The 24917-nt window shown below is 64.1% G+C and carries 19 protein-coding genes and 7 tRNA genes; 5 read left to right on the top strand and 21 right to left on the bottom strand.

Going from position 1 to position 24917, the window contains the following annotated elements:
* Positions 1-71: 71 nt before the first annotated feature.
* From CFK21_RS07750 to CFK21_RS07685, 14 genes are all read right to left on the bottom strand, one after another.
* A complete protein-coding gene (locus CFK21_RS07750; RefSeq protein WP_096366117.1) occupies positions 72-1367 on the bottom strand; it encodes a dicarboxylate/amino acid:cation symporter in 1296 nt (431 codons plus the stop codon).
* A gap of 8 nt (positions 1368-1375) precedes the next feature.
* Positions 1376-3295 (bottom strand): SurA N-terminal domain-containing protein, encoded by a 1920-nt coding sequence (locus tag CFK21_RS07745; protein ID WP_096366116.1) that lies wholly within the window; start codon positions 3293-3295, stop codon positions 1376-1378.
* 432 nt (positions 3296-3727) lie between these two features.
* A tRNA-Asp gene (locus CFK21_RS07740) sits at positions 3728-3804 on the bottom strand.
* Between the two features lie 6 nt (positions 3805-3810).
* A tRNA-Val gene (locus CFK21_RS07735) sits at positions 3811-3886 on the bottom strand.
* Between the two features lie 277 nt (positions 3887-4163).
* Positions 4164-4436 (bottom strand): HU family DNA-binding protein, encoded by a 273-nt coding sequence (locus tag CFK21_RS07730; RefSeq protein WP_096366115.1) that lies wholly within the window; start codon positions 4434-4436, stop codon positions 4164-4166.
* Positions 4437-4899: 463 nt separating this feature from the next.
* Entirely contained in the window at positions 4900-7347 is a 2448-nt protein-coding gene (gene lon / locus CFK21_RS07725) for an endopeptidase La (RefSeq protein WP_096366114.1), read from the bottom strand.
* 284 nt (positions 7348-7631) lie between these two features.
* Positions 7632-8903, bottom strand: coding sequence for an ATP-dependent Clp protease ATP-binding subunit ClpX (gene clpX, locus CFK21_RS07720; RefSeq protein WP_096366113.1), 1272 nt, complete (start codon positions 8901-8903; stop codon positions 7632-7634).
* 116 nt (positions 8904-9019) lie between these two features.
* Entirely contained in the window at positions 9020-9658 is a 639-nt protein-coding gene (clpP, locus tag CFK21_RS07715; RefSeq protein ID WP_096366112.1) for an ATP-dependent Clp endopeptidase proteolytic subunit ClpP, read from the bottom strand.
* Positions 9659-9672: 14 nt separating this feature from the next.
* On the bottom strand, positions 9673-10980 hold the full coding sequence (gene tig / locus CFK21_RS07710; protein ID WP_096366111.1) for a trigger factor: 1308 nt from the start codon (positions 10978-10980) through the stop codon (positions 9673-9675).
* A gap of 114 nt (positions 10981-11094) precedes the next feature.
* Positions 11095-11179, bottom strand: a tRNA-Leu gene (locus tag CFK21_RS07705).
* Positions 11180-11329: 150 nt separating this feature from the next.
* Positions 11330-11405: transfer RNA gene (locus CFK21_RS07700), tRNA-Lys, on the bottom strand.
* Between the two features lie 94 nt (positions 11406-11499).
* A tRNA-His gene (locus CFK21_RS07695) sits at positions 11500-11575 on the bottom strand.
* Positions 11576-11640: 65 nt separating this feature from the next.
* Positions 11641-11717 (bottom strand) — tRNA-Arg (locus CFK21_RS07690).
* Between the two features lie 5 nt (positions 11718-11722).
* Positions 11723-11799, bottom strand: a tRNA-Pro gene (locus CFK21_RS07685).
* A gap of 215 nt (positions 11800-12014) precedes the next feature.
* Between CFK21_RS07685 and folD the strand changes: the two genes are divergently transcribed.
* Positions 12015-12875 carry a bifunctional methylenetetrahydrofolate dehydrogenase/methenyltetrahydrofolate cyclohydrolase FolD gene (folD, locus tag CFK21_RS07680; protein WP_096367545.1) on the top strand — a complete coding sequence of 287 codons (861 nt, stop codon included), beginning with the start codon at positions 12015-12017 and terminating at the stop codon, positions 12873-12875.
* Between the two features lie 152 nt (positions 12876-13027).
* Here folD and CFK21_RS07675 read toward each other — a convergent pair whose 3' ends face one another.
* The 4 genes from CFK21_RS07675 to gltX all read right to left on the bottom strand — a co-directional run bounded on the left by CFK21_RS07675 (position 13028) and on the right by gltX (position 19021).
* Positions 13028-15451, bottom strand: coding sequence for an EAL domain-containing protein (locus CFK21_RS07675; RefSeq protein WP_157745513.1), 2424 nt, complete (start codon positions 15449-15451; stop codon positions 13028-13030).
* A 97-nt stretch (positions 15452-15548) separates the two neighbouring features.
* Positions 15549-15947: a DUF2892 domain-containing protein gene (locus CFK21_RS07670; RefSeq protein ID WP_096366110.1), complete on the bottom strand. Its 399-nt coding sequence runs from the start codon at positions 15945-15947 to the stop codon at positions 15549-15551.
* Between the two features lie 190 nt (positions 15948-16137).
* Positions 16138-17523 (bottom strand): cysteine--tRNA ligase, encoded by a 1386-nt coding sequence (gene cysS / locus CFK21_RS07665; protein WP_096366109.1) that lies wholly within the window; start codon positions 17521-17523, stop codon positions 16138-16140.
* A gap of 22 nt (positions 17524-17545) precedes the next feature.
* A complete protein-coding gene (gene gltX / locus CFK21_RS07660; protein WP_096367543.1) occupies positions 17546-19021 on the bottom strand; it encodes a glutamate--tRNA ligase in 1476 nt (491 codons plus the stop codon).
* 283 nt (positions 19022-19304) lie between these two features.
* Here gltX and CFK21_RS07655 point away from each other — a divergent pair, with 283 nt between their 5' ends.
* From CFK21_RS07655 to CFK21_RS07645, 3 genes are all read left to right on the top strand, one after another.
* A complete protein-coding gene (locus CFK21_RS07655) occupies positions 19305-19790 on the top strand; it encodes a peptidylprolyl isomerase (RefSeq protein WP_096367542.1) in 486 nt (161 codons plus the stop codon).
* A gap of 42 nt (positions 19791-19832) precedes the next feature.
* Positions 19833-20558: a UDP-2,3-diacylglucosamine diphosphatase gene (locus CFK21_RS07650; protein WP_096366108.1), complete on the top strand. Its 726-nt coding sequence runs from the start codon at positions 19833-19835 to the stop codon at positions 20556-20558.
* 78 nt (positions 20559-20636) lie between these two features.
* Complete coding sequence (locus CFK21_RS07645) at positions 20637-21344, top strand: thioredoxin family protein (protein WP_157745510.1); 708 nt, start codon at positions 20637-20639, stop codon at positions 21342-21344.
* Between the two features lie 111 nt (positions 21345-21455).
* On the opposite strand, the gene CFK21_RS07640 is transcribed toward CFK21_RS07645, so the two are convergent.
* The 3 genes from CFK21_RS07640 to CFK21_RS07630 form a co-directional block, all read right to left on the bottom strand.
* A complete protein-coding gene (locus CFK21_RS07640; RefSeq protein ID WP_157745507.1) occupies positions 21456-22154 on the bottom strand; it encodes a hypothetical protein in 699 nt (232 codons plus the stop codon).
* Positions 22151-22966, bottom strand: a complete 816-nt coding sequence (locus CFK21_RS07635) for a ferritin-like domain-containing protein (RefSeq protein WP_096366106.1) — start codon at positions 22964-22966, stop codon at positions 22151-22153. The genes CFK21_RS07640 and CFK21_RS07635 overlap by 4 nt, the downstream gene beginning before the upstream one ends.
* Positions 22967-23058: 92 nt before the next feature.
* Positions 23059-24282 (bottom strand): glycerate kinase type-2 family protein, encoded by a 1224-nt coding sequence (locus CFK21_RS07630; RefSeq protein ID WP_231971475.1) that lies wholly within the window; start codon positions 24280-24282, stop codon positions 23059-23061.
* Between the two features lie 167 nt (positions 24283-24449).
* Here CFK21_RS07630 and CFK21_RS07625 point away from each other — a divergent pair, with 167 nt between their 5' ends.
* Entirely contained in the window at positions 24450-24809 is a 360-nt protein-coding gene (locus CFK21_RS07625) for a hypothetical protein (RefSeq protein ID WP_096366104.1), read from the top strand.
* Positions 24810-24917 lie beyond the last annotated feature (108 nt).

The raw sequence follows: 24917 nt of genomic DNA, 5'->3' as shown, positions 1-24917 counted from the left end.
GAATGACGGAAAGAGTAATTTTCAGAGTTTCCTTAACGGCATTTTATCTTTGCGCCTCCGCGTCCTCTGCGTTATGCCCGCCGTGCCTGACCGTCCTCATCCGCAAGAATCCCCTCCTCCCCTTCCAGCCGGCCGATCACCACCGCGGCGCAGGAATCGCTGAACACGTTCACGCTGGTGCGGCACATATCCAGGATGCGGTCCACGGCCAGGATCAGGCCGATGGCCTCGGCCGGCAGGCCGATGGCGGCGAGGATGATGGTGATGGCGACCAGGCTGGCGGCGGGGATGCCGGCCACACCGACCGAGGTCAGCAGCGCGATCACCACAATGGTGAACTGCTGGGCGAAACTCAGATCCAGTCCGTAGGCCTGGGCAATGAAGATGGCGGCGACGCATTCATAGAGGGCGGTGCCGTCCATGTTCACGGTCGCGCCCAGCGGCAGCACGAAGCTGCTGGTCCGCCGTGAGACCTTCGCATTGTCCTGCACGCACTCCATGGTAATGGGCAGGGTGGCCGAGGAGGAAGCGGTGGAGAAGGCGGTCAGCATGGCCGGCGCCACGGCCCGGTAGTGCCGGCCCGGGCGCACTCGGGCAATGAGCATCAGGATCAGCGGCAGGGCCACGAAGGCATGCAGCGCCAGCGCCGCCAGTACGGTCAGGGCGAAGCTGAGCAGCGGCACGAAGGCCCCCAGACCGGTATCGGCCATGACCCGGGCCACCAGGGCGAACACCCCGATCGGGGCAAAGCGCATCACCAGGTCGGTGATGCGCATCATCACCTCATAGACGCCCTGCCAGAAGGTATACAGGCTCTCGGCATAGGGCTCCTCGATGCGGGCCATGAAATACCCGAACAGCAGGCTGAAGAAGATCACACCCAGCATCTGGCCGTTGTTGGTGGCGGCATCGATGACGTTGGGTGGGACCATGCGCAGGAATACATCGGCAATATCCCCGGCACCCCTGCCGGTCACCTGCTCCAGTTCTGCATCCGCGGCCTGCAGGCCGATGATGTCGCGTGCCGGTTCGCCGTCGACGATCCCGGGAGTGATGAGATTGACCAGGGCCAGGCCGATGAGGATGGCGATCAGGCTGGAGGCGAGATAGTACAGGAGGGTGCGGCCGCCGAGCCGGCCGAGGCTGCCGCCCTGCCCCACTCCGGCGATGCCGGAGATGATCGAGGCCATGATCAGCGGCACGATCAGCATCTTCAGGGCATTGAGAAACAGCGTGCCCAGAAAATCATAGACGGCGTAGAAGCTGACGCCGGCGATGCCGGCCTCCGTGCCGCTGAGCTGCCCGGCGATCACCGCCAGGATCAGGGCGATGAGGATCTGCCAGTGCAGGGCGAGGCGGGTCGGCATTCAGGCGATCAGTCTTCGATCAGCTGCTCGTTGAGTTCGATCTCGGCCCCGGCCTTGAGCTGCTCGACCAGCGCCTGGGCCTCGACCGAGCCGTACAGCTGCAGCAGATTACGCCGGAATCCCTGACGCTCGTTTGCGCCCACCGCCTGCAGGTCGGGCTCCTGCACGTCCCGCAACTCCAGCACGATATAGTTGCCGCTGCTGTCGGCGAATCCCTCGCGGGTCACGCTGCCGTCGGCATGGCGCGGCAGCTTGAAGGCCCGGGCGGCAATAGTCGGATCCACCCGGGGATCGCCACGCCGGATCGCGCCCGGCGTCTCCAGGTCGACATCCGGCTGCGAGGCCAGAGACTCCAGATCGGCCTCGCCGCCTTCCAGCTGCCCCAGCAGGGCCTCGCCCCGCTCCTGCAGCTGCTCGGCGGCCTGCTCGCGCGCCAGGCGCTGACGGATATCATCCCTGACCGCTTCCAGCGGCTGCGGCTGCGACGGCTGGTGTTCGGCCACCCGCACCACCAGCACATGATTGGGTTCGACCTCCAGCGGCTGGCTGTTGTTGCGCTGATCCAGCACGTCCTCGCTGAAGGCGGCAGCCAGCACCTGCTCGTACTGCCCGATACCGGCGCCACCGGTCTCGGTGATCCAGTCGCTGGTCCGGATCTCCAGGCCCAGTTCGTCGGCGGCAGGCTGCAGTGAATCCGGAATCTCGAAGGTCAGCTGCGACAGCCGGTCGGCGATGTCATAGAAGCGCTGCTCGGCCTCGTCCTGGGTGGCGCGACGGTACAGTTCATCGCGCATTTCCTCGAAGCCCGGCACCTCCTTGGCACGCACGTCGGTCACCTCGATGACGTGAAAACCGAAGGGCGTGCGTACCGGTTCGCTGATCTGACCCGGTTCCAGCGCAAAGGCCGCCGTCTCGAACTCGGGCACCATGAAGCCGCGGCTGAAGAAACCCAGATCCCCGCCCTGGGCGGCGGAACCGGGATCGTCGGATTCGGCCCTGGCCAGTTCGGCAAAATCGGCGCCTTCCTGCAGCTGCTGACGGATGGCACGGGCACGGTCGCGCGCCGCGGCCTCGGCTGCCGCGCCGGCATCCTCGGGCAGTTCGATCAGGATATGCCGCGCACGCAGCTGTTCGTCGCCGGCAAGACGTTCCTTTTCTGCCTCGTACAGTTCGCGCAGACGGGTCTCGTCGATACTGATCTCCTCACGCAGACCTTCCAGCGTGAGTTCGATATAGCTCAATCGAACCCGTTGCGGTTCCACGAACTGCCCGCTGTTGTTCTCGTAATAGGCGGCAATCGCCTCCTCGCTGACCTCGACCTGCTCGAGCCGCGGTGCCAGCGACAGGCGCAGGAAGGCAATCTCGCGCATCTGGTTCTGCAGGCGCAGCCCCTGGGTGACGGCCGCATCCGTGACGATGCTGGAGGTGGAGACACTGTTGACCAGTTGGTTGATCAGCAGCGAGCGGCGCAGCTGGTGCTCGTACAGCGATGGCGACATGCCCTGCTGGGACAACAGGTTCTTGTAGCGTTCGGGATCGAATTCGCCGTCGACCTGGAAGCTGCTGTCGGCATGGATGCGGGCGGCAAGATAGCTGTCACTGATGCTCAGGCCGTAATCATCGGCAGCCTGCAGCAGCAGTTCCTCCTCGACCAGGCGGTCGAGCACGGCACGCTTGAACTCCGGGGTACTCAGGATGGCACGATCGAAGCGTTCGCCCAGCATGGCCTGCATGCGATTGGCCTGCTGGCGCAGCCCCAGACGGTACTGGTCGGTGCTGATCTCGGTATCATTGACCTTGGCCGCGTAGGTCTGGGCACCGCCGCGCAGATAGGAGTCCACCCCCCACAGGGCAAAGGTGACGGAGATCAGGCCGACGATGACCCAGGCGATGATGCCGGTAACGCGGTCGCGAATGGCTTGCAGCATGATGTATTCCCGGATTGATTATCCAAAAAAACATAATAGCCACGGAATACACGGAAAACACTGAAAAAATTAGCACTCCGTCATGCCCCTGGCGTCAAAGCCGGCATGGAGGTGGAACCATACTGGTTTGCGCAAAGGGCAGTATAAATCGCTGCGATCAGGCCTCTACGTCGTCCGTGAAAGAGGGAATCCAACCACGTCGGTTTCTGGATTACTCGCTGCGGGCGTTCAACACGCTACGCGTTTTTCCGGTCTGCGCCGGAACGACATGCAGCGGGCCAGACAGAGCCGCTATCTAAGTTTCTGCCCTTGTATTTCCGTGCTTTCCGTGTATTCCGTGGCCATCAATGATTTTCAGGCTTATAAAGCGGCACACGAAGTGGGCAACTGTACAAACAAAAAGGGCGCCTCGCAAGGCGCCCTTCGATGTAGTGGCGGACCGGACGGGACTCGAACCCGCGACCTCCGGCGTGACAGGCCGGCATTCTAACCAGCTGAACTACCGGTCCGCAGTTTGGTGGGTGCTGAGGGGATCGAACCCCCGACCCTCGCCTTGTAAGGGCGATGCTCTCCCGGCTGAGCTAAGCACCCTCAAAAGCAGATGGCACTCCGGTTCGCCCTATTTTGCTTTCTCAGAGCCCTCCCAATCAACCAAGGCAAGGCACAGTCCGCAGGGAATGGCTCATCCCTTTCCAAGGGCTGTAACACAGCCTTGGTTGATTGGGAGGGCTCCCTTCGGGCGACACGAGAAACGGCCATCTGCTGCGTTGCACACACTTGAAAGGGGATCCCCTTCCGGCGCGCGTGCGCCTTGCATCTCGCCGTTTCTCGTGTCGCTGAGAATGCAAAATAGGGCGAAACGAAGTGCTTAGTTTACGGCATCCTTCAGCGCTTTTCCAGCCTTGAATGCGGGCGCCTTGGAGGCGGCAATCTGGATGGTCGCGCCGGTCTGCGGATTGCGGCCCTGGCGGGCGGCGCGCTCGCGAACCTCGAAGGTACCGAAGCCGACCAGGCTGACCTGCTCCCCCTTCTTCAGGGCACCTGTCACGGAATCCAGCACGGCATCAACCGCGCGGGTGGCATCGGCCTTGGACAGGTTCGCGGCATCGGCAACGGCGTCAATCAGTTCAGCTTTATTCATAATCTACCATTCCCCCTTGGATTTGGGATGTGATGAGAAAGAAATCGAGAGCGGCCAGTTTTAGCCCGCATTTCTCACCGCTAATCTACTGCGACCGCCGATGCAGTTGTATCTGCAGCGCGTACTCGCTCCAGCCGGCTTGACGTAGTGTCAGCTACGCCGGCGCCGTCCTGCACTGCGTGCGCCCTGCATCTACAACTGCATCGACGCCCTCGCGACGATCCGCGGTAAGAAATCCGGACTTAGACTCGCAATCCGTAATCGGATATGCCGGAGTCGGATATAGTCGATATGAGATTACAAATATCGTGGCACGCGGCTTTTATACAAGGCCGCTTCGGAACTGTCAATAAAGGTATTCCCGTTTTCCGCTGCGGCGTTCGGTCTGTTGTGCAGGCGCAAAAGAGAAGCGCGTCGTCAAAAAGACAACGCGCTTCGTTTTACATTGACTTATCTACCGGAGTTAATGTGCCCTGACACGCGAGCCCTTGGGCTTGCTCTTGGACTTTTTCTTTTCCGGCAGCGTTTCCTGCTCGGCTTCCGTCTCGGAGGTGCGCGGAGTCGGCATGTGATGCAGCGCCACTTCCAACACCTCGTCGATCCACTTGACCGGAATGATCTCCAGTTTGTCCTTGACGTTTTTCGGAATCTCCGCCAGGTCCTTCTTGTTTTCCTCGGGAATCAGCACCGTGGTGATACCGCCGCGGTGTGCGGCCAGGAGCTTCTCCTTCAGACCGCCGATCGGCAGTACCTCGCCCCGCAGGGTGATCTCGCCGGTCATGGCGACATCGGCCCGCACCGGGATCTCGGTCAGCGCCGAGACCAGCGCGGTGCACATGCCGATACCGGCACTGGGACCGTCCTTGGGCGTGGCGCCCTCGGGCACGTGCACGTGGATATCGAATTTGTGGTAGAACTCGGGATCGATGTCCAGCATGTCGCAGCGGCTGCGCACCACCGTGGTGGCGGCCTGGATGGACTCCTTCATCACGTCGCCGAGCTGACCGGTATGGGTCCAGCGACCCTTGCCCGGCACGACCGCTGACTCGATGGTCAGCAGTTCGCCGCCGACCTCGGTCCAGGCCAGACCGGTGACCTGACCAACCTGATCGTTCTCCTCGGCCCGGCCGTAGCGGAACCGGCGCACGCCCAGGTACTTGTCCAGGTTCTTCGGCGTGACACTGACGGTCTTGTCGCCATCGCCCTTGAGCAGCAGCTCCTTGACCACCTTGCGGCAGATCTTGGCCACCTCACGCTCCAGGTTACGCACTCCGGCCTCGCGGGTGTAGTAGCGCACCGCGTCGCGCAGGGCCGCCTCGCTGACCTTGATCTCGTTCTCCTTGAGACCGTTGGCCTTGATCTGCTTGGGCAGCAGATAACGCCTGGCGATGTTGATCTTCTCGTCCTCGGTGTAGCCGGGGATGCGGATCACCTCCATGCGGTCGAGCAGCGGCCCCGGGATGTTCAGCGAATTGGCCGTGGCCACGAACATCACGTCCGACAGGTCGAAGTCGACCTCCAGGTAGTGATCGGCGAAGGTGTTGTTCTGCTCGGGATCCAGCACCTCCAGCAGTGCCGAACTGGGATCGCCGCGGAAGTCCATCGACATCTTGTCGATCTCATCCAGCAGGTACAGCGGGTTGCGCACGCCGACCTTGGACATGTTCTGCACCACCTTGCCCGGCAGCGAACCGATGTAGGTCCGCCGGTGGCCGCGGATCTCGGCCTCGTCGCGCACGCCGCCCAGCGAGGTGCGCACGAACTTGCGATTGGTGGCGCGGGCGATGGAGCGGCCGAGCGAGGTCTTGCCGACACCGGGCGGGCCCACCAGGCACAGGATCGGGCCTTTCAGCTTGCGCACGCGCTGCTGTACGGCGAGGTATTCAAGGATGCGTTCCTTGACCTTCTCCAGGCCGTAGTGATCCTCATCCAGGATCTTCTCGGCATTGGCCAGGTCATGACGGATCTTGGTCTTCTTCTTCCACGGCACCGAGACCAGCCAGTCGATGTAGTTGCGCACGACCGTGGCTTCGGCTGACATCGGCGACATCAGCTTGAGCTTGTTCAGTTCGGCCTCGGCCTTCTCGCGGGCTTCCTTGCTCATGCCCGCCTTTTCGATCTTGCGCTGCAGGTCCTCGATCTCGTTGGGCGCGTCCTCCAGTTCACCCAGCTCCTTCTGGATGGCCTTCATCTGCTCGTTGAGATAGTACTCGCGCTGGCTCTTCTCCATCTGCTGCTTGACGCGGCCGCGGATGCGCTTCTCGATCTGCATGATGTCGATTTCGCCCTCGATCAGCCCCATCAGATGCTCGAGGCGCTCGCGCACGGAATCGATCTCGAGGATCTTCTGCTTCTCCTCGAGCTTGAGCGACATGTGGGCGGCGATGGTATCGGCCAGGCGGCTGGCATCCTCGATCCCGGACAGGGAACTGAGGATCTCCGGCGGCACCTTCTTGTTCAATTTCACATACTGATCGAACAGGGTCATGAGCGAACGCATCAGGACCTCGACCTCGCGTTCGTCCTTGATGGTATCGCCGACCCGATCGATCGCGGCGGAGAAATATTCGTCGGTTTCGACAAAGGACTTCACCCGGGCGCGTTCGGCGCCCTCGACCAGCACCTTGACGGTGCCGTCGGGCAGCTTCAGCAGCTGCAGGATGCTCGACAGGGTCCCGATCTCGTGGATATCGTCGACCTGGGGATCATCGACCTCGGCGCTCTTCTGAGCGACCAGCAGGATCTTCTTGTCGCTCTGCATGGCCAGATCCAGCGCCTTGATCGATTTCTCGCGGCCCACGAACAGCGGAATCACCATGTGCGGATAGACCACGACGTCGCGCAGCGGCAGCACGGGAATCGCGGTAGTGGTGGATTCGCTCATCTCGGTTGTCTTGTCGTCTTGCTCCATGCTGGAGTTCCTCTCATCGGAGTGTGTCGTCACGTCCCTTTGCCCGGGTGGCCTTCCTGGCCGTCTGGATCAATATGCGGCCGGCGGGGGATGTATTCAATCCCGGCGCTCACAGGGAATTACGCAATATTCGCGCCAGACAGGGAAATGGGTGATTGGCCCCGGATGGGGCAGCGGCAGAGTCGAAAATGTGTGCCTTTTGAGCCACTTTCAGACGTGCCCTGGTGACTGCGGGTGAATGACGCGGCGCCGGAAGCCCGGCACCGCGCAAGGGTCAGGCGGTCTCAGTCGGAGACCGCGCGCTGCTCGGAGGAGTCGTAGACGATGTAGGGCTCGGAGTCACCGGTGATGACGCTCTCGTCGATGACGACCTTGCTGACGTTTTCCATCGACGGCAGGTCGTACATGATATCGAGCAGCACGCTCTCCAGGATGGTGCGCAGACCGCGGGCACCGGTCTTGCGCTCCATGGCCTTGCGCGCCACGGCCCGCAGGGCATCCTCACGGAACTCGATCTCCACGCCTTCCATGTCAAACAGCTTGTGGTACTGCTTGGTGATGGCGTTCTTGGGCTCGGTCAGGATGCGGATCAACGCGTCCTCGTCCAGTTCCTCCAGGGTGGCCACCACCGGCAGACGACCGACGAATTCCGGGATCAGGCCGTAGTGGATCAGATCCTCCGGTTCCACGTCGGAGAGGATCTCGCCGACGTTGCGACGGGTGTCCTTGCTCTTGACCGTGGCGGAAAAGCCGATGCCGCCCTTCTCGGAACGGTCCCGGATCACCTTGTCCAGGCCGGCGAAGGCGCCGCCGCAGATGAACAGGATGTTGCCGGTGTCGACCTGCAGGAACTCCTGCTGCGGATGCTTGCGTCCGCCCTGGGGCGGCACCGAGGCGATGGTGCCCTCGATCAGCTTCAGCAGGGCCTGCTGCACACCCTCGCCCGAGACGTCGCGAGTGATGGACGGATTGTCAGACTTGCGTGAGATCTTGTCGATCTCGTCGATGTAGACGATGCCGGTCTGGGCCTTGTCCACGTCGTAGTCGCACTTCTGCAGCAGCTTCTGAATGATGTTCTCGACATCCTCGCCGACATAGCCCGCCTCGGTGAGCGTGGTGGCATCGGCGATGGTGAAGGGGACGTTGAGCAGGCGCGCCAGGGTCTCGGCAAGCAGGGTCTTGCCCGAACCGGTGGGACCGATGAGCAGGATGTTGCTCTTGGACAGTTCCACCTCGTCCTTGCGCTGGCGGGCCTCCATGCGCTTGTAATGGTTGTAGACGGCGACCGAGAGCACCTTCTTGGCCCGTTCCTGACCGATGACGTACTCGTCGAGGACCTCATCGATCTCCTTGGGCTTGGGCAGCTTGCTGCCGCCCGTCGTGGATTTCTCCTGCATCTCCTCGCGAATGATGTCGTTGCACAGCTCGACACATTCGTCGCAGATGAAGACGGACGGCCCGGCAATCAGCTTGCGCACTTCATGCTGACTCTTCCCGCAGAAGGAACAGTACAGCAGCTTGCCATCATCCCCCTTGCCGGTTCGATCGTTGCTCATATTCGACCCTCTATACGCCCACGGCGTCGTTCAGTGCATCTCACAGGGACCATTCAACACCTTCTTGCCCGGTATGACAAGCAATCCCTGCGCCAGTTCAGGGTTTTTCCGCTGCCTCAGTCCTCGCTGGCACGGCGCTCCAGCACTTCGTCGATCAGGCCGTAGTCACGGGCCTGTTCGGCGCTCATGAAGCGGTCCCGGTCGGTATCCTGCTGGATCTGCTCGATCGGCTGGCCGGTATGGTCGGCCAGGATGCTGTTCAGACGCTCGCGCACCAGCAGGATCTCGCGGGCATGAATATCGATGTCGCTGGCCTGCCCCTGGAAGCCGCCCAGCGGCTGGTGGATCATGACCCGGGAATGCGGCAGGCAGTAGCGCTTGCCCTTGGCGCCGCCGGCCAGCAGCACCGCGCCCATGCTGGCCGCCTGGCCGATGCACATGGTGCTGACATCGTTCTTGATGAACTGCATGGTGTCGTAGATCGCCAAGCCCGCCGAGACCGAACCACCCGGAGAATTGATATAAATGTGGATATCCTTGTCGGGGTTTTCCGATTCCAGAAACAGCAGCTGTGCGACCACCACGTTGGCCATGTAGTCCTCGACCGGGCCGACGATGAAGACCACCCGCTCCTTGAGCAGACGCGAGTAGATGTCATAGGCGCGTTCCCCCCGCGCCGTCTGCTCGATCACCATCGGCACCAGATTCAGCGCCCGTGCATGCTGGGCGCCGCCGTTCATAGTCGTATCGGTCATGTGGAAGATTTCCTTTAGCTGTTCGCAGCCTGTCTGAGTTCGATCAGTTCCTCGAAAGAATAAGGCTTTTCAACGACTTTCGCCTGCTCCAGGATCCAGTCCATGACCTGCTCCTCAAGCACCAGGGTCTGGGCGCTGGACATGGCCTCCTGGTTGCCGTAGTACCACTGGATGACCTCCTGGGGGTCCTCGTAGCCGGCGGCGATGGTCTCGATCAGGCTGCGCATCCGGTCCTGATCGACCTGGATGTTGTTGGCCTTGACCACCTCGCCGATGAGCAGGCCCAGCAGCACCCGGCGTTTGGCCTTGTCCTGGAACAGTTCGCGCGGCAGGTTGAAATTCTGGCCCTGCTGGCCCAATTGCATCTGCATGTCCTGTGCCAGGCGGTCGGTCTCCTCCTCGATCAGCGCGGCGGGCACCTCGATCGGGTTCTTCTCGATCAGCGCCTCGAAGGCCCGATCCTTGAGCACCGCCTTGCGGGCATTCTCCAGTTCGCGCTCCATGTTCTTGCGCACTTCCTCACGCAGGCCCTCGACCCCGCCCTCGGTCACACCAAGCGTAGCGGCGAAGTCCTCATCGATCTCGGGCAGCTTCTGCGCCGAAACCTGCTTGACCTTGACGTCGAAGCTGACCGCCTTCCCGGCGAGCGCCTCGCTGTGGTAATCCTCGGGGAAGGTCAGATCGAGCTGCTTCTCCTCGCCCGGCTTGAGGCCGACGAGTCCGTCCTCGAATCCGGCGATCATGCGGCCGGAGCCGATCTCGATCGTCATGTCGCTGCCCTCGCCGCCCTCGAACGGCTCGCCGTCCAGGGTCCCCCTGAAATCGATCACCACCTGGTCGCCCTGCCCGGCGGCGCGCTCGACCGGCTCCCAGGTCGCGCGCTGACGGCGCAGCTTGTCCAGCATCGCGTCGACGTCGGCAGCGTTGATCTCGGTGGCCGGTTTCTCGATCTCCACCCCCTCGAGCGAGGCCAGTTCAACCTCGGGATAGACCTCGAACACAGCGGTGAATTCCAGGTTCCGGCCCGGCTCGATCTCGCCGGGTTCGATGCGCGGCCCGCCGGCCGGACGCAGCCCCTCCTGGTTCAGGGCCTCCTGGTAGCTGGAGTTCATCAACTCGCTGGCCACCTCCATCTGCACCTGACGGCCGTAGCGCTGGCGCACCACCTTGAACGGCACCTTGCCGGGGCGGAAACCGGAGATGCGTGCCGTCCGTGCCAGCGACTTGAGGCGACTCTCGATCTCCTGATCCAGCCGCTCGGCCGGCACCTCAACCTTCATCCGCCGTTCGAGCGGCCCTGAATTCTCGACTGAAACCTGCATTTTTTACCTCTATTATCAACCTGCCTCCCGGGCCGTACCGGACCGGGGGCAGTGTCTCTCAGATCCCGGCTCTGCGAGCCTGCCTTCTTTGCGGGACGTCACGTTCCGCCCATCTGGTGCGAAAGGAGAGACTCGAACTCTCACGGGTTACCCCACTGGAACCTAAATCCAGCGCGTCTACCAGTTCCGCCACTTTCGCGCAGACAGCCCCGGAACGGATCCCGGAACTGTTACCCTCAGACCGCGGATTATAGCGTGCCGGGCAGGCCGCGCGAACCCTATAAATATTGATGAGAATACGAAAAATTTCCGTGCGGGACGACACGCTGCGTGTCGGGGGAAGGGAAAATGGTGGGCCGTCAGGGACTCGAACCCCGGACCAAGTGATTAAGAGTCACCTGCTCTACCAACTGAGCTAACGGCCCAAATTCCGCTGGAATTATACCGGCGCGCACGCGCCCCGACCAGTCTTTCAATGAACTTTTTAATCGTTCCGGCCGGTATCGGCCGGTCTGATATTGGGGTGGACGATGGGAGTTGAACCCACGACCGCAGGAGTCACAATCCTGTGCTCTACCAACTGAGCTACGCCCACCATTGATCTGGCCCCGGTCCGACAACGGGATCGGCGGCCCTGCACCACCACACGGGTGTGGCAGATGGTACCCCGGGAGGGAATCGAACCCCCGACCTAGGGCTTAGAAGGCCCTTGCTCTATCCGACTGAGCTACCGGGGCGCTGTTGGTCGGGGTAGAGGGATTTGAACCCCCGACATCCTGCTCCCAAAGCAGGCGCGCTACCAGACTGCGCTATACCCCGGTAAGCCGGCTCTCCCGGCCTGTATCGCGAGTCCGGCCCGGCGGGCCTGCCTCCACTGACTGAATCCCGGCCGGGGCAAGGGCGCAGATAATACGCCGCCCCCACCATTGGCGTCAATTCGCCGACCGCGCCAGGGCAGGACTCTGCCTTGATGGCACGCGCGAGCGCGTGCGAGAATGCCCGGCTTTCCCGGCTGGTTGAACAAGGACACACCGATGGCTGCGCAGTTGATCGACGGCAAGGCGATTGCGGCAAGCGTTCGCGGCGACATCAAGTCGCGGATCGATGCCCGACTGGCCGCCGGCAAGCGCCGCCCGGGCCTGGCCGTGGTGCTGGTCGGCACCGACCCGGCCTCCCAGGTCTACGTGCGCAACAAGCGCCGGGCCTGCGAGGAGGCCGGCGTGCTGTCCCAGGGCCACGACCTGCCGGAGTCGACCACCGAGGCCGAGTTGCTGGCCCTGATCGACCGCCTGAACGCCGATCCCGAGATCGACGGCATCCTGGTCCAGCTGCCCCTGCCCCCGCACATCGACACCGAGACCGTGGTCGAGCGCATCCGCCCGGACAAGGATGTCGACGGCTTCCACCCCTACAACCTCGGCCGCCTGGCCCTGCGCATCCCCATCATGCGGCCCTGCACACCCTATGGCGTGATGACCCTGCTGCGCGAGATCAATGAGGGTTTCTATGGCCGTCGGGCCGTGGTGGTGGGCGCATCCAACCACGTGGGTCGGCCGATGGGGCTGGAACTGCTGCTGGCGGGCTGCACCGTCACCACCTGTCACCGCTTCACGCAGCACCTGGACTGGCACGTCGGCCAGGCCGACATCCTGGTGGTGGCCGTGGGCAAGCCGGGGCTGGTACAGGGGGAATGGATCAAGCCGGGGGCGACCGTGATCGATGTGGGCATCAACCGCACCGAGGACGGCAAACTGATCGGCGATGTCACCTTCGATGCGGCCTGCGAACGCGCCGCCTGGATCACCCCGGTGCCGGGCGGCGTGGGGCCGATGACCGTCGCCACCCTGCTGCAGAACACCCTGCTCGCCGCCGAGCGGTTCCACGACAGCGACTGAGTTGTTTCTCCTTCACCGCCGTAGGATGGGTGGAGCGTAGTGCACCCCATCGTTAACCGGCATGAAGATGGGTTACGTCGCAGGTTTTGTAGGATGGGTGAAGCGCAGCGTAACCCATCGGTACCCGACGTGAAGATGAGCGCCGCGCAGATTCAGCCGCAGTCGCGTGCCGCCACCTGGCTGAGCCCGCGCGAGGCCAGCAATTCGTCCAGGGGCCGCGGCCGGCCGATACCATAGCCCTGCGCATAATTCACACCCAGCGCCTGCAGCGATGCACGGATGGCGTCGTTCTCGACGAACTCGGCAATGGTCTGGATGTTCATTACATGGCCGACATTGTTGATGGCCTCGACCATGGCATGATCGATGGGATCCTCCACCATATCGCGCACGAAGCTGCCGTCGATCTTCAGGTAATCCACTTCCAGGTTCTTGAGATAGGCGAACGAACTCAGTCCGCTGCCGAAATCATCCAGCGCGAAGCGGCAGCCCAGCGTCTTGAGTTGCTTGATGAAGCGCGCGGCCCGGCGCAGATTGGCGATGGCCGCGGTCTCGGTGATCTCGAAGCAGAAACGGCTGGCGGGCACGGGGGAGTCGGCGATGCGGCGAAGCAGATAGCGCAGGAATTCATCCTCACCCAGCGAACGACCCGAGATATTGATGGTCCAGACCGCCTCGCGCAGCGGTCCGCGCTCAATGGTCGCGGCGGTATCCAGCACCCGGTCGATCACCCAGCGGTCGACCTCGGGCATCATGTTGTAGCGCTCGGCGGCGGGAATGAAGGCCATGGGCGGAACCTCCTCGCCGCTTTCGTCGCAGATGCGCAGCAGGATCTCGTAATGCACCGGCAACGAGGGATCGCTGACCGGCTCGATGACCTGGGAATAGAGCACGAAACGGTCTTCCTCGATGGCCTTGCGAATGCGGGCCACCCAGCGCATCTCGCCCTGACGGCGCTTGAGTTCGTGGTCGTCGGGCTTGTAGACGTGGATGCGGTTGCGGCCGCTGTCCTTGGCGGCATAACAGGCAACATCGGCAGCACTGTAGATCTCGGTCATGTTGTGAATCGAGGCATTGACCGTGACCACGCCGATGCTCACCCCGATCTCGAAGCTGTGTTCCTCATGCACGAAACGGAAGTCGCGCACCGTCTTGCGCAGATCCTCGGCAACCCGCCGTGCCTGTTCCAGCGTACAGTGCATCAGCAGTACGCCGAATTCATCGCCGCCGAGACGGGCGAGAATGTCGGCATCGCGGATGCGTGATTGCAGCAGGACGGCGATCTGGCGCAGCAGCTCATCGCCGGCGATATGGCCGCAGGTGTCGTTGACCAGCTTGAACTGATCGAGATCGAGGTAGCACAAAGCGTGCTCGTCCCCGCGCAGACGCGACTCCTCGATGGCCTCCTTCAACCGCTGCTCGAACTCGCGGCGGTTGTACAGACCGGTCAGCGCATCGTGAGTGGCCTGATAGGACAGCTGGCGCGCCAGCTTGCGGGCATGGCCGACGTCGTGGAACACCATCACCGCGCCGATGATCCCGCCACTGCGGTCACGGATCGGGGCTGCAGAGTCGGCAATCGCCACCTCCTCGCCGTCGGCACGCACCAGCACGGTATGATCGGCCAACTCCAGGATCTCGCCGCACTTCAGGCACTGATCCACGGGGTTTTCCACCGGTTGGCGGGTGTTCTCATTGATCAGCTGCATGATTTCGCTGAGCACCTTGCCCTGCACCTCGTGCAACTGGTAGCCGGTCAGACGCTCGGCCACCGGATTCAGATACTCGATGCAGCCGGCCTCGTCGGTGGTGATCACGGCATCGCCGATGGAATGCAGCGTGACCTCGACCCGCTCCTTTTCGTGGTACAGGGCCGATTCCGACTCGCGCACCCGCGCCAGCGCATCCTTGAGTTCGTCCTGCTGCACCAGCAGGTAATCCAGCGCCTTGTTGAAGAACTTGCCGAGAAAACCGAACTCGTCCTGACGGGTCTCGTCGAAGCGTGCCTGCTCGTCGCCGACGGTGAAGCGCTGGGCCGTGGTCACCATGCCGAGGAAGGGCTGAGTCAGCAGACGCTGGAGTATCCACTGGAGGATGAAGCCGAAGGCGGAGAACAGAACGCCCATGGTGATGAGCAGTTCCTTGCGCAGGCGTGCGACCTCGGCCTCGACCGACGGCAGGTACATCACCACACGCTGCAATCCGCTGCTGACGGGGATGCCGTCCGGGGTCTGCAGGGTCTGTTCATGGTAGTGGGACTCGCCGCTGATGCGGCCGAACCGCAGCAGCCGGTTCTCCAGAACGATCTCGGCACCCAGCAGGCCGTGCGCATCGATCAGCGTATCGATGCGGGGTGACAAGACCTCCGGCGAAGCCGCCTCCTGCCGGACCAGCAGGTCGGCCACCGCCTCGGTGAAGCGGTTGCTCTGCAGGGCATGGCGACCGCGGATGTTCTCCTCCAGCGTGCGCATCTGGAACAGGGTCAGAATCAGGCCGACAAAGACCGTGCCCCAGAACACGATACCGGTAATCTTGGTGGGAAGGCGCGCGCGCAGTTGTTGAGTCGTATCCTGCATGGTCTCTATCGCGGCCTCTCAGATCGTGGGCACGACTGCGCTCCGGAAAGCCGGGTGGGCGCGGACCTGTACAGCGAAGCGGACAGCGGCAGACGGCTCAACGAAAACCCGCGTATTTGAGCGAAATCAGCACCGGACACACCCCGCTGATCCCCGCCCCCAGGATGGCGAATCCCATGAACCAGGGAAAGAACCACAGCATTTCGGCGAACACGAAAACCGACAGGATCAGGAACAGCGAGACCACGATGCGCCAGGCCCGCTCGGCATCGAAGGGCAGCCGGCAGCGATGCTGGCTGGCCGCGAAGTCATCGCACTCGGACGCGCCGCTGCCGTCATTGCCGGCCAGGCGCCCCAGCACCAGCGGCAGCCGCAGGTTGGTCACCCCTTCCAGCAGCATCACCACGATGAGCGCCAGGATCAGCCCCTGGAACTCGAAGTACAGCGCCACCAGCAGCAGCGTGCCCAGCAGTGCACGATAGCTTCGATCGGTCATGTGCCTCCGCCTGCTCAATGCCCGGCCGATTCCCGGCTGGGCCCTGTGAATGTAACTTTATGTTTTTTTGGTATAAAGCTTCTATCTTTGTATAGCGGCGGGGGCCGGGAAATCTTGATGGAACGGGTCTAAATCAGAACGGGGGCGGGGAGCGCGCAACCGGACACTGTCGTGGCAATCGCCGCCCGGATCAGGCGCGGCGCCAGCTGGTGCCTTCAGGGCCATCCTCGAGCAGCACACCCCGGGCCTTGAGTTCATCTCGGATGCGGTCGGATTCGGCCCAGTCCTTCTCCGCCCGGGCCCGGCGGCGCTGCTCGATCAGTGCCTCGATCTGCCCGGCATCCAGTTCGTCCTCCCCCGTCGCGCCGGCCCCGCGCAGGTAGTCCTCCGGATCGGCCTGCAGCAGACCGATCACCCCGCCCAGGTGACGCAGGGTGGCAGCCAGCACGGCGGCGCGTTCGGGGGCCTCGCGCTTGGCCCGATTGAGCTCACGCGCCAGTTCGAACAGCTGGGCGATGGCCTCGGGGGTGTTGAAATCGTCGTCCATACGGGCACGAAAATCCGCCACTGCCTGTGCGCCCGGCCCGCCGGCCGGGCTGACGCCGCGCAGGGCGGTATACAGCCGGTCCAGGGCGCCCCGGGCCTTGTGCAGATTGTCCTCGGTGTAGTTCAGCGGACTGCGGTAGTGGCTGCTGAGGATGAAGAATCGCACCACCTCGGCCTGGAACTGTGACAGCACCTCGCGCACGGTGAAGAAGTTGCCCAGCGACTTGGACATCTTCTCCTCGTCGACCTGCACGAAGCCGTTGTGGATCCAGTAGTTGACGAAGTGGCAGCCGGTCGCCGCCTCGGACTGGGCGATCTCGTTCTCGTGATGCGGGAACTTGAGATCCATGCCGCCGCCATGGATATCGAAATGCGCACCCAGGCACTCGGTGGACATGGCCGAACATTCGATGTGCCAGCCCGGCCGGCCCGGTCCCCAGGGCGAGTCCCAGCTCGGTTCGTCCGGCTTGGCCGCCTTCCACAGCACGAAGTCCAGCGGATCGGCCTTGGCCTCTTCGACGTCGATGCGGGCACCGGCACGCAGCGAGTCAGGCTTCTCGCCGGACAGGCGGCCGTAGGTCTCGAACCGGCTGACATCATAGTAGACGTCGCCGTTGCCGGCCTGATAGGCATAGCCCTTCTCGACCAGGGTGGTGATCATGTCGATGATGCCCTGCATCGACGTGGTTGCGCGCGGCTCATGATCGGGCGGGAGCACGCCGAGGGCGGCACTGTCCTCGTGCATGGCGTCGATGAAGCGCCCGGTGAGATCCTGAATGGTCTCACCCTTGTCGTTGGCCCGCTGGATGATCTTGTCGTCGATGTCGGTGATGTTGCGCACATAGGTCAGCTCAAAGCCCAGTTCGCGCAGATAACGCGCGATCACATCGAACACCACCAGCACCCGGGCGTGGCCCAGATGACAGTAGTCGTAGACGGTCATACCGCAGACATACATGCGCACCCTGCCGGGCTCGATGGGCGTGAAGACCTCTTTCTCTCGGGTCAGGCTGTTGTAGATCTGCAGCATGCTGGTTCCTGTCGCTCCGGTGTCAGTCGTGATTGCACAGGGCCGCGGCCCGGCGCAGGCGGCGCTGGATGCGGGGCTTGCCCAGCAGCTCCCACAGCCGGCCAAGTTCGGGGCCGTTGCGCCAGACGCCGCCATGTTCGGGGTCATACAGTTCGCCGGTCATCGCCGCGCGCAGCGGCATGAACAGCTGTTTGCCCTTCACCCCGGCCGCCTGGCCCACGGCCTTGCTGTAGGTTCTGAAATCCTCATGGCCGGCGTTGATCTCGGCGTCGGCGGCCGCGAAGAAACCGCGTCCCGCGGCCTCGATGACCTGCTGCGCATCCGGATCATATTTGTCCGTTTCGGCGAACAGATTCGCGGCCCAGACAAAGGCATCGACCGGCATCTCGATATTGTCGCGGATCGCCTGCACGAAGGCGATGGTCTGCTCCTGCGGCACGAAATCGCCCAACGTCCTGCCGTGCAGGAAACGGTGCGTCTGCAGCCATTCCCACAGCTCGGCATCGGTCGCGTGCTGGATGGCCTCCTTCTGCCAGTGCAGCAGCTGCTGCGGATCGTGCCGGGCCGGGGCCCGGCCCAGGCGTTCCAGCGCAAAACCCGCCGCCAGTTCATCGAGGCTCAGATACCCATCCTGCTCATAGGTATGTCCGAGCCGGGCCAGGTGATTGCACAGGGCCTCGGGCAGGTAGCCGGTCTCGCGCAGCTGGCGCAGGCTCTGGCTGCCGTGGCGCTTGGACAGGGGCGCGCCGTCCTCGCCCACGATCATGGCGATGTGGCCATAGGCCGGTGCCGGCAGCTCCAGCACGTTCAGGAGCATGAGCTGGCGCGGCGTGTTGGTCAGATGATCCTCGCCGCGCAGCACATGCGTCACCCCCATCAGGGCATCATCGATGGCATTGCTGAAGAAGAAGGCCGCGCTGCCGTCGGCCCGGCGGATGATGAAATCCCCGATCTCCTCGCTGCGAAAGCGCTGCGCTCCCCGCACACTGTCATTGAATTCGATGGTCTGACCCGGCGGCACCCGGAAGCGCAGGGTCGGCCGCCTGCCCTCCCCCGCGCGGCGCGCGCGTTCGTCGGCACTGAGCCGGGCGCAGGTACCGGGGTAGCGCGGCGGCTGGCCGGCGGCCTGCTGCGCCTTGCGCGCGATGGCAAGCTCCTGTTCGCTGCAATAGCAGGGGTAGGCCAGATCGGCCGCAATCAGCCGGTCATAATAATGCTCATAGATCCCCGCCCGCTCGGACTGGACATAGGGCCCGGCCCCGCCTTCCACCCCCGGCCCTTCCTGCCAGTCCAGGCCCAGCCAGCGCAGATCACGCTGCAGCTGTTCGCTGTGCTCGGAACGACTGCGCTCGCGGTCCGTGTCCTCGATGCGCAGCAGGAAAACACCCCCGTGATGTCGGGCATAGAGCGCATTGAACAGGGCGGTGCGGGCGTTGCCCAGGTGCATCTCCCCCGTGGGGCTCGGGGCAAAACGGGTTTTGACGGCGGGCTGGCTCATGCGGCCGGAATCATAGCCCATATGAGGTTCCAGGTGCCAGATACCCGGTTCCCCGACCGGCACCAGTAATCTAGCCCCGCCACGGGTCCGTTTCCGCAGGCCTCCCTGGCTGTTCCGGGTTTTGCCCCGCCGGGAAAGCCGTTATCATCCCCCTTCCAACCGCCGCAACGAGCACGCCATCATGCTGAAACGACTGTTCCGATTCTGGCCGGCCCTGCTGCTGCTCGCCGGCTTCAACCTTCACGCCGCACCCGACCAAGGAGCCGAACCCGTGACCGTACGCATGCAGACCACCATGGGCGACATCGTCCTCGAACTCGACGCCGACAAGGCCCCCGTGACCGTGGAGAACTTCCTGGAATACGCCCGTGCCGGCTTCTACGACGGCACCATCTTCCACCGCGTCATCCCCGGTTTCATGATCCAGGGCGGCGGCTTCGAGCCCGGCATGACCCAGAAGCAGACCCGTCCCCCGATCAAGAACGAGGCCGACAACGGCCTGAAGAACGTCGAGGGCGCCATCGCCATGGCCCGCACCCCGGACCCGCATTCGGCCTCGGCACAGTTCTTCATCAATGTGAAGGACAACGACTTCCTCAACTTCACCTCGCCCACGCCGCAGGGCTGGGGCTACTGCGTGTTCGGCAGAGTGACCGAGGGCCTGGACGTGGTGCATGCCATCGAGCAGGTCGCCACCGGCAGCAAGGGCGGTCACCAGGACGTGCCGCAGGAAGACGTGGTGATCGAGAAGGTCACCGTCGAGGAATAGGCTCCACGCGGCCGCCGTGCGGCGGCCGCTCCCCTCTCCCACATGAACACCCTGTTCATCTCCGACCTGCATCTGGATCCGCAGCGCCCGGAGATCCTGGCGCTGTTCACCCGCTTTCTGGACGCACTGGACGCCAGCCAGACCGAGGCCCTGTATATCCTCGGCGATCTGTTCGAGGCCTGGATCGGCGACGACGAGGACGCAGCGGCCTGTCAGGCGATCAGCGACCGGCTGCGCTTGGTGAGCGAACGCGGCATCGTGCTGAACATCATGCACGGCAACCGTGACTTCCTGCTCGGCCCCGCCTTCGCCGAAGGCTGCGGCGCCCGGCTCATCGACGACCCCGCCCGCATCGACCTCTACGGCACCCCGACCCTGCTGATGCACGGGGACACCCTCTGCACCGATGACCTGGAATACCAGGCGTTCCGCCGCCAGGTGCGCGATCCCGACTGGCAGCGGCAATTCCTGGCCCTGCCCCTGGCCGAGCGCCGCCGCATGGCCGCCGGTCTGCGCGAGACCAGCCGCGAACAGACCGCCGCCAAGCGGCCCGAGATCATGGACGTCAATCCGGAGGCCGTCATCACGGCCATGCGCGAGGCCGGCGTGCAGACCCTGATCCACGGCCACACCCACCGTCCCGCCGTGCACGAATTCGAGCTCGACGGCCGCCCTGCCCGGCGCATCGTGCTGGGCGACTGGTATGACCAGGGCAGCGTATTGAAGGCTTCTCCGGCAGGCCGGGAACTGCTGACTTTGTTTGAATAACCGCTGTTTCAGGCACACAGAACCACGATGCGGACGCACGGCTGCGTTCAATTAACAATAAAGCACACACCCTTGCCCATGAAAATCACAAACAAATACATGGCCCTGGTCTTTCTGCTTCTGATCGCCAATTCAGCAATTGCCCAACCCCCCTCCTGGTCCGACTGGCGCCATGGCTACCTGGGGCATTCGCGGGCGCACGCTGCTGCCGAGCGCTCCAGCGCGCCGCTGGTGGTGTATTTCCATGCCGACTGGTGCGGCTGGTGCCGCAAGCTGAATACGCGCTATCTGCGCGAGGGCGAGGTGCGCAGCACCCTGTCGGGGATGCAGAAGGTGGAACTGGAGCCGGAAAAGGGGGCGAGCGAGAACAAGCTGTTCAGGCAGTATGGCGGGTCGGGATTCCCATCCTTCCATGTGCTGGTGCCGGCCAGCGGGGAAAGGCCGGTGAAGCTCTCCCCCTTCAAACGCTCCGGGGAGTGGTCGCCGGCCCGCTTCGCCCAGGCCATCCGCGAGGCCGCCAGCGGTCAGTACAATCGCTGGGCCCATCGATTGGAGCGCAACGGCGATCGGGACGGCGCCCTGAAGGTGCTGGAGGCCGCGCTCGAATACGATTCAGGCAATGCCTATGCCTTCTACCTGCAGGGACTGATTCATCACAAGACCGGCCATGAACAGCGGGATGTGGCGTCGCTGCGCCGGGCAAAGGCGGCCTACGAGCGGGCGCTGGCGCTGGATCCCGGCCATCGCGGCAGCCGGGAGGGGCTGGCGGCGCTGCGTGATCTGTAGTGACGCAGGCAGGCGTAAGCCTGAAATGCGTAACCCGGCACCATTGCGACCCGTCGGGTTACGCTGCGCCAACCCGACCAGCGTCGGACAGAGCCGCAGGAGCAGTCAGAGTCATTCCAACTCCACCCGCTGGTAATCTTCGGGCAGTGTAAACAATGAAGCCGGGACGGTCCGGTCCTGTTCGTAGTTGACCAGCACCTGGGTCCGCCCGCCCTCATGCGCCCACTGTACCGGCAGGCCCTCGTCCAGGTAGCGGGTCGCGCCGTGCACATAGTTGGCATAGAAACAGGGGCTGCGCATGGACTCGGGCGTCAGCTCCAGGTCGCGGAACTGACGCGCGGCCAGGATCTGCTGGTACTGGCGCAGCGCGGCGGTGACATCGGGCAGCAGGGCCGGCACCACATGGGCGGTCATGCACAGTTCATTGTCGGCGATGACATCGACCCGGCTGACCGACTCGCCGCCGATGCTCGGCGCCTCGGCATCCTTGCGGACCCGCACCTCGATCTGCGGCGAACCCTCGACCGCCGTGATCTCGCTGTCGGCGATGGTCAGGATATTCCGGCTCTGATGATTGACGTTGTGGAGCACGCCCGCCGCGCGGTCGACCAGCAGGAAATTACCCCCATCCTCACCGTCGTCCAGACGCAGAAAGGCCGGGGTGACCAGGATGCGCACCGGATAGGGCGCAATGCCCTGCTCGCTTTCCTGGTAGTGCAGAATGGTGGCGTTGTGAGTGGTCCCGGCGCCGGCCGGGAGCTGCCACAGAAGACCGGCGAGCATGCCACAGAGAAATACAGTTCGTTTCATGTGAAGATCCTGTCCAGCGCCTCCAGCCCGGCCAGTTCCGTGTCGCTGAAACCGGCCTGCCGGCGCGCCTCGAGATGAAAGGGGCCGCGCACCCCGCCGGGGATGTATTCACGGATCAGGGCCTGGAACCGGGCCTCGGGCTCGACCCCGCACCGGGCGCAGCAGTAACGGTACCAGCGGGTACCGATTTCAACATGCCCGATCTCGTCGTGCAAAATGATTTCCAGCAGCGCCACGGTGCGTTCGTCGCCGGCCTCGCGCAGGCGCTGCATCATGCCGGGCGTGACATCCAGCCCGCGCGCCTCCAGCACCCTCGGCACCAGCGCCATGCGCACCAGCACGTCGTGCGCGGTTGCCAGCGCCATGGACCAGAGGCCGTTGTGGGCCGGAAAATCGCCATAGTCATACCCCAGTTCCTGCAGCCGCTCGCGCAGCAGACCGAAATGGTATGCCTCCTCGGCGGCGACCCGGGCCCAGTCACGGTAATAATCCGGTGGCATGCCGGCAAAGCGGGCCACCGCGTCCCAGGCCAGGTTGATGGCATTGAACTCGATGTGGGCGATGGCATGCACGAGGGCGGCCTGGCCTTCGGGACTGCCCAGCCGACGCCGCGGCAGGTCGCGCGGCGGCACCAGTTCGGGTCGCGAGGGCCGACCGGGTGCATCCTGCGCCTGTCCCGCCGCCGCCGGCTCCACGGCCAGGCGGCCGGCCTGCAGGGCGTCGAAGGCGTCCCGGCTCAGACGGCACTTGGCGGCGGGATCGGACTCGGCCAGACAGGCGCGGGCGGCGGTGATCAGACAGGCATCGGGCATGCCGGCATTATATCAACAAGCAGGGTGCAATCCGTCACGACGCGGACCCCTCCGGGGCGGCGACGCGAATTGCTGCGGCACGCACTGATGAGTCAGCCGGCGGCGGCCCCCTTCCAACCGATCACCAGGTCCATGACGTTGGTCCCGGTGGGGCCGGTGACGATCAGATCGCCGCTGGCCTGCAGAAAGGTGCCGGCATCGGCGGCGGTCAGGGCCGCGTGCGCATCCAGGCCCTCGATTTCACCCCGCTCGACCGTCCAGCCATCGACCAGCGCGCCGGCGGCGTCAGTCGGCCCGTCGCTGCCGTCGGTGCCCGCGGCCAGCAGCAGGCAGTCGGGATGGCCGGCCAGTTCGAGCGCCGCCGCCAGGGCCAGGTGCTGGTTGCGTCCACCCGCCCCCGGTGAGGCCGGCAGTCGGACCCTGGTCTCGCCGCCCCAGACATGCAGCCCCGGCGGCCCTGAACACAGTTCCCGCGCCAGGCGGCGGCCGGTGTCGGCGGCCTCCCCCCTCAGACGTTCGGAATGCCGATGTACCGGCAGTCCCTGCCCCCGGGCAGTCTCGACCACCGCCGCCAGCGCAGCGTCCAACCGAGCCAGGATGCGGCAGTCAATGCCGGCGAAATCCCCCTCCCCGGCCATGGCCGGCGGCGTGGCCGGCAACCGGCCGCGCAGCGCCTCCGGCAGCGCGATGTCCTCCAGCCTCATACCCGCGGCCGGCGGCGGCACCAGCAGGCCCGAGCCGATGCTGGCCGGGTCGTCGTCCGGCACGTCACTGATCAGGCCGCAGGCCACGCGCCGCCCGCGCAGATGGGCGGCCAGTCGGCCGCCCTTGATCCGGGAAACGGATGCGCGCACCCGGTTCATGGCCGTGATGTCCAGGCCGCTGCCCAGCAGCCAGTCATTGAGCGCCACCAGATCCTCCAGGCTCACACCGGCGGCCGGCACTTCGACCAGGCTGGAGGTGCCGCCTGAAATCAGGAACACCCACGTCTGTTCGGCCGGCGCCTCGGCAATGAAGGTCAGCAGCCGCGCGCCCGCCGCCAGACTGGCGGCATCGGGCAGCGGATGGCCGGCCTCGCGGCATTCGATGCGCGGATCGGCGCAGTGCCCGCTGCCGCTGTAGCCATGTTTGGTAATGGACAGGGCCGCGGCCAGACGCCCACCCAGGGCCGCCACCGCGCCGTCCAGCATGGCCTCGGCGGCCTTGCCGATCGCCACCAGCCGCACCGGGGCCGTCGCCTCGAACCCGTCCAGCCAGCGCCGTGTTACGCCCTCGCCGCAGACCCGCTCCAGCCCGGCCCGGTAGCATTCGAGCAAATGCGTTCTGATATCTTTATCCCTTTTATTCAATATTTTAAAAAATATTATTAAAGTACTTTAAAGGAATTGAATCCGCGCTGCCACCGCCCCCTGTCGAAGCGCTTTGACAGCCGCACCGGCCTGGTGCAATCTGCAGAAAAATCGGATCACGGGGAGGCAGGGCCATGGCAGCGCAGGAACATCGGCTCGAAGTGTATGAACCCTACGATTACACCGGCACCAACCCCATGCCACTGTCCGGCGTCGGCACGCTGCGCGGCGGCAACGGCGCCTTCTATTATCTGCTGGAGCCGGCCGCCCCGCTGGAGTTGAACGGCGAGCGGATCGACCAGTTGCTGGTGCTCCCGCGCTATACCGGCGATCCCATGTGCAACATCGAGGAAGGCAGTTGCACGGTCAATATCGAATACGTCATCCCGGGCGCCCGGCTGCAACCCGACACCCCCTTCTCCTACAACGACATCAAGCACTGGGGTGTGGGCAAGATCACCCGGGCCAACGGAAACGGCAACGGCAAGGGCTGATCGACTTCACAGATCGGTCTGAAACGCTTAGCGTAGGATGGGTGAAGCGAAGCGCAACCCATCACAATCCGTCATGACGATGGGTTACGACGCTGCGCGCCTCCACCC

The sequence above is a fragment of the Thiohalobacter thiocyanaticus genome, from assembly GCF_002356355.1.
GTDB classification, from domain to species: Bacteria; Pseudomonadota; Gammaproteobacteria; order Thiohalobacterales; family Thiohalobacteraceae; genus Thiohalobacter; species Thiohalobacter thiocyanaticus_A.
The sequence above is the reverse complement of the archived record's forward strand: the minus strand, read 5'-3'. Positions and strand labels throughout refer to the sequence as shown.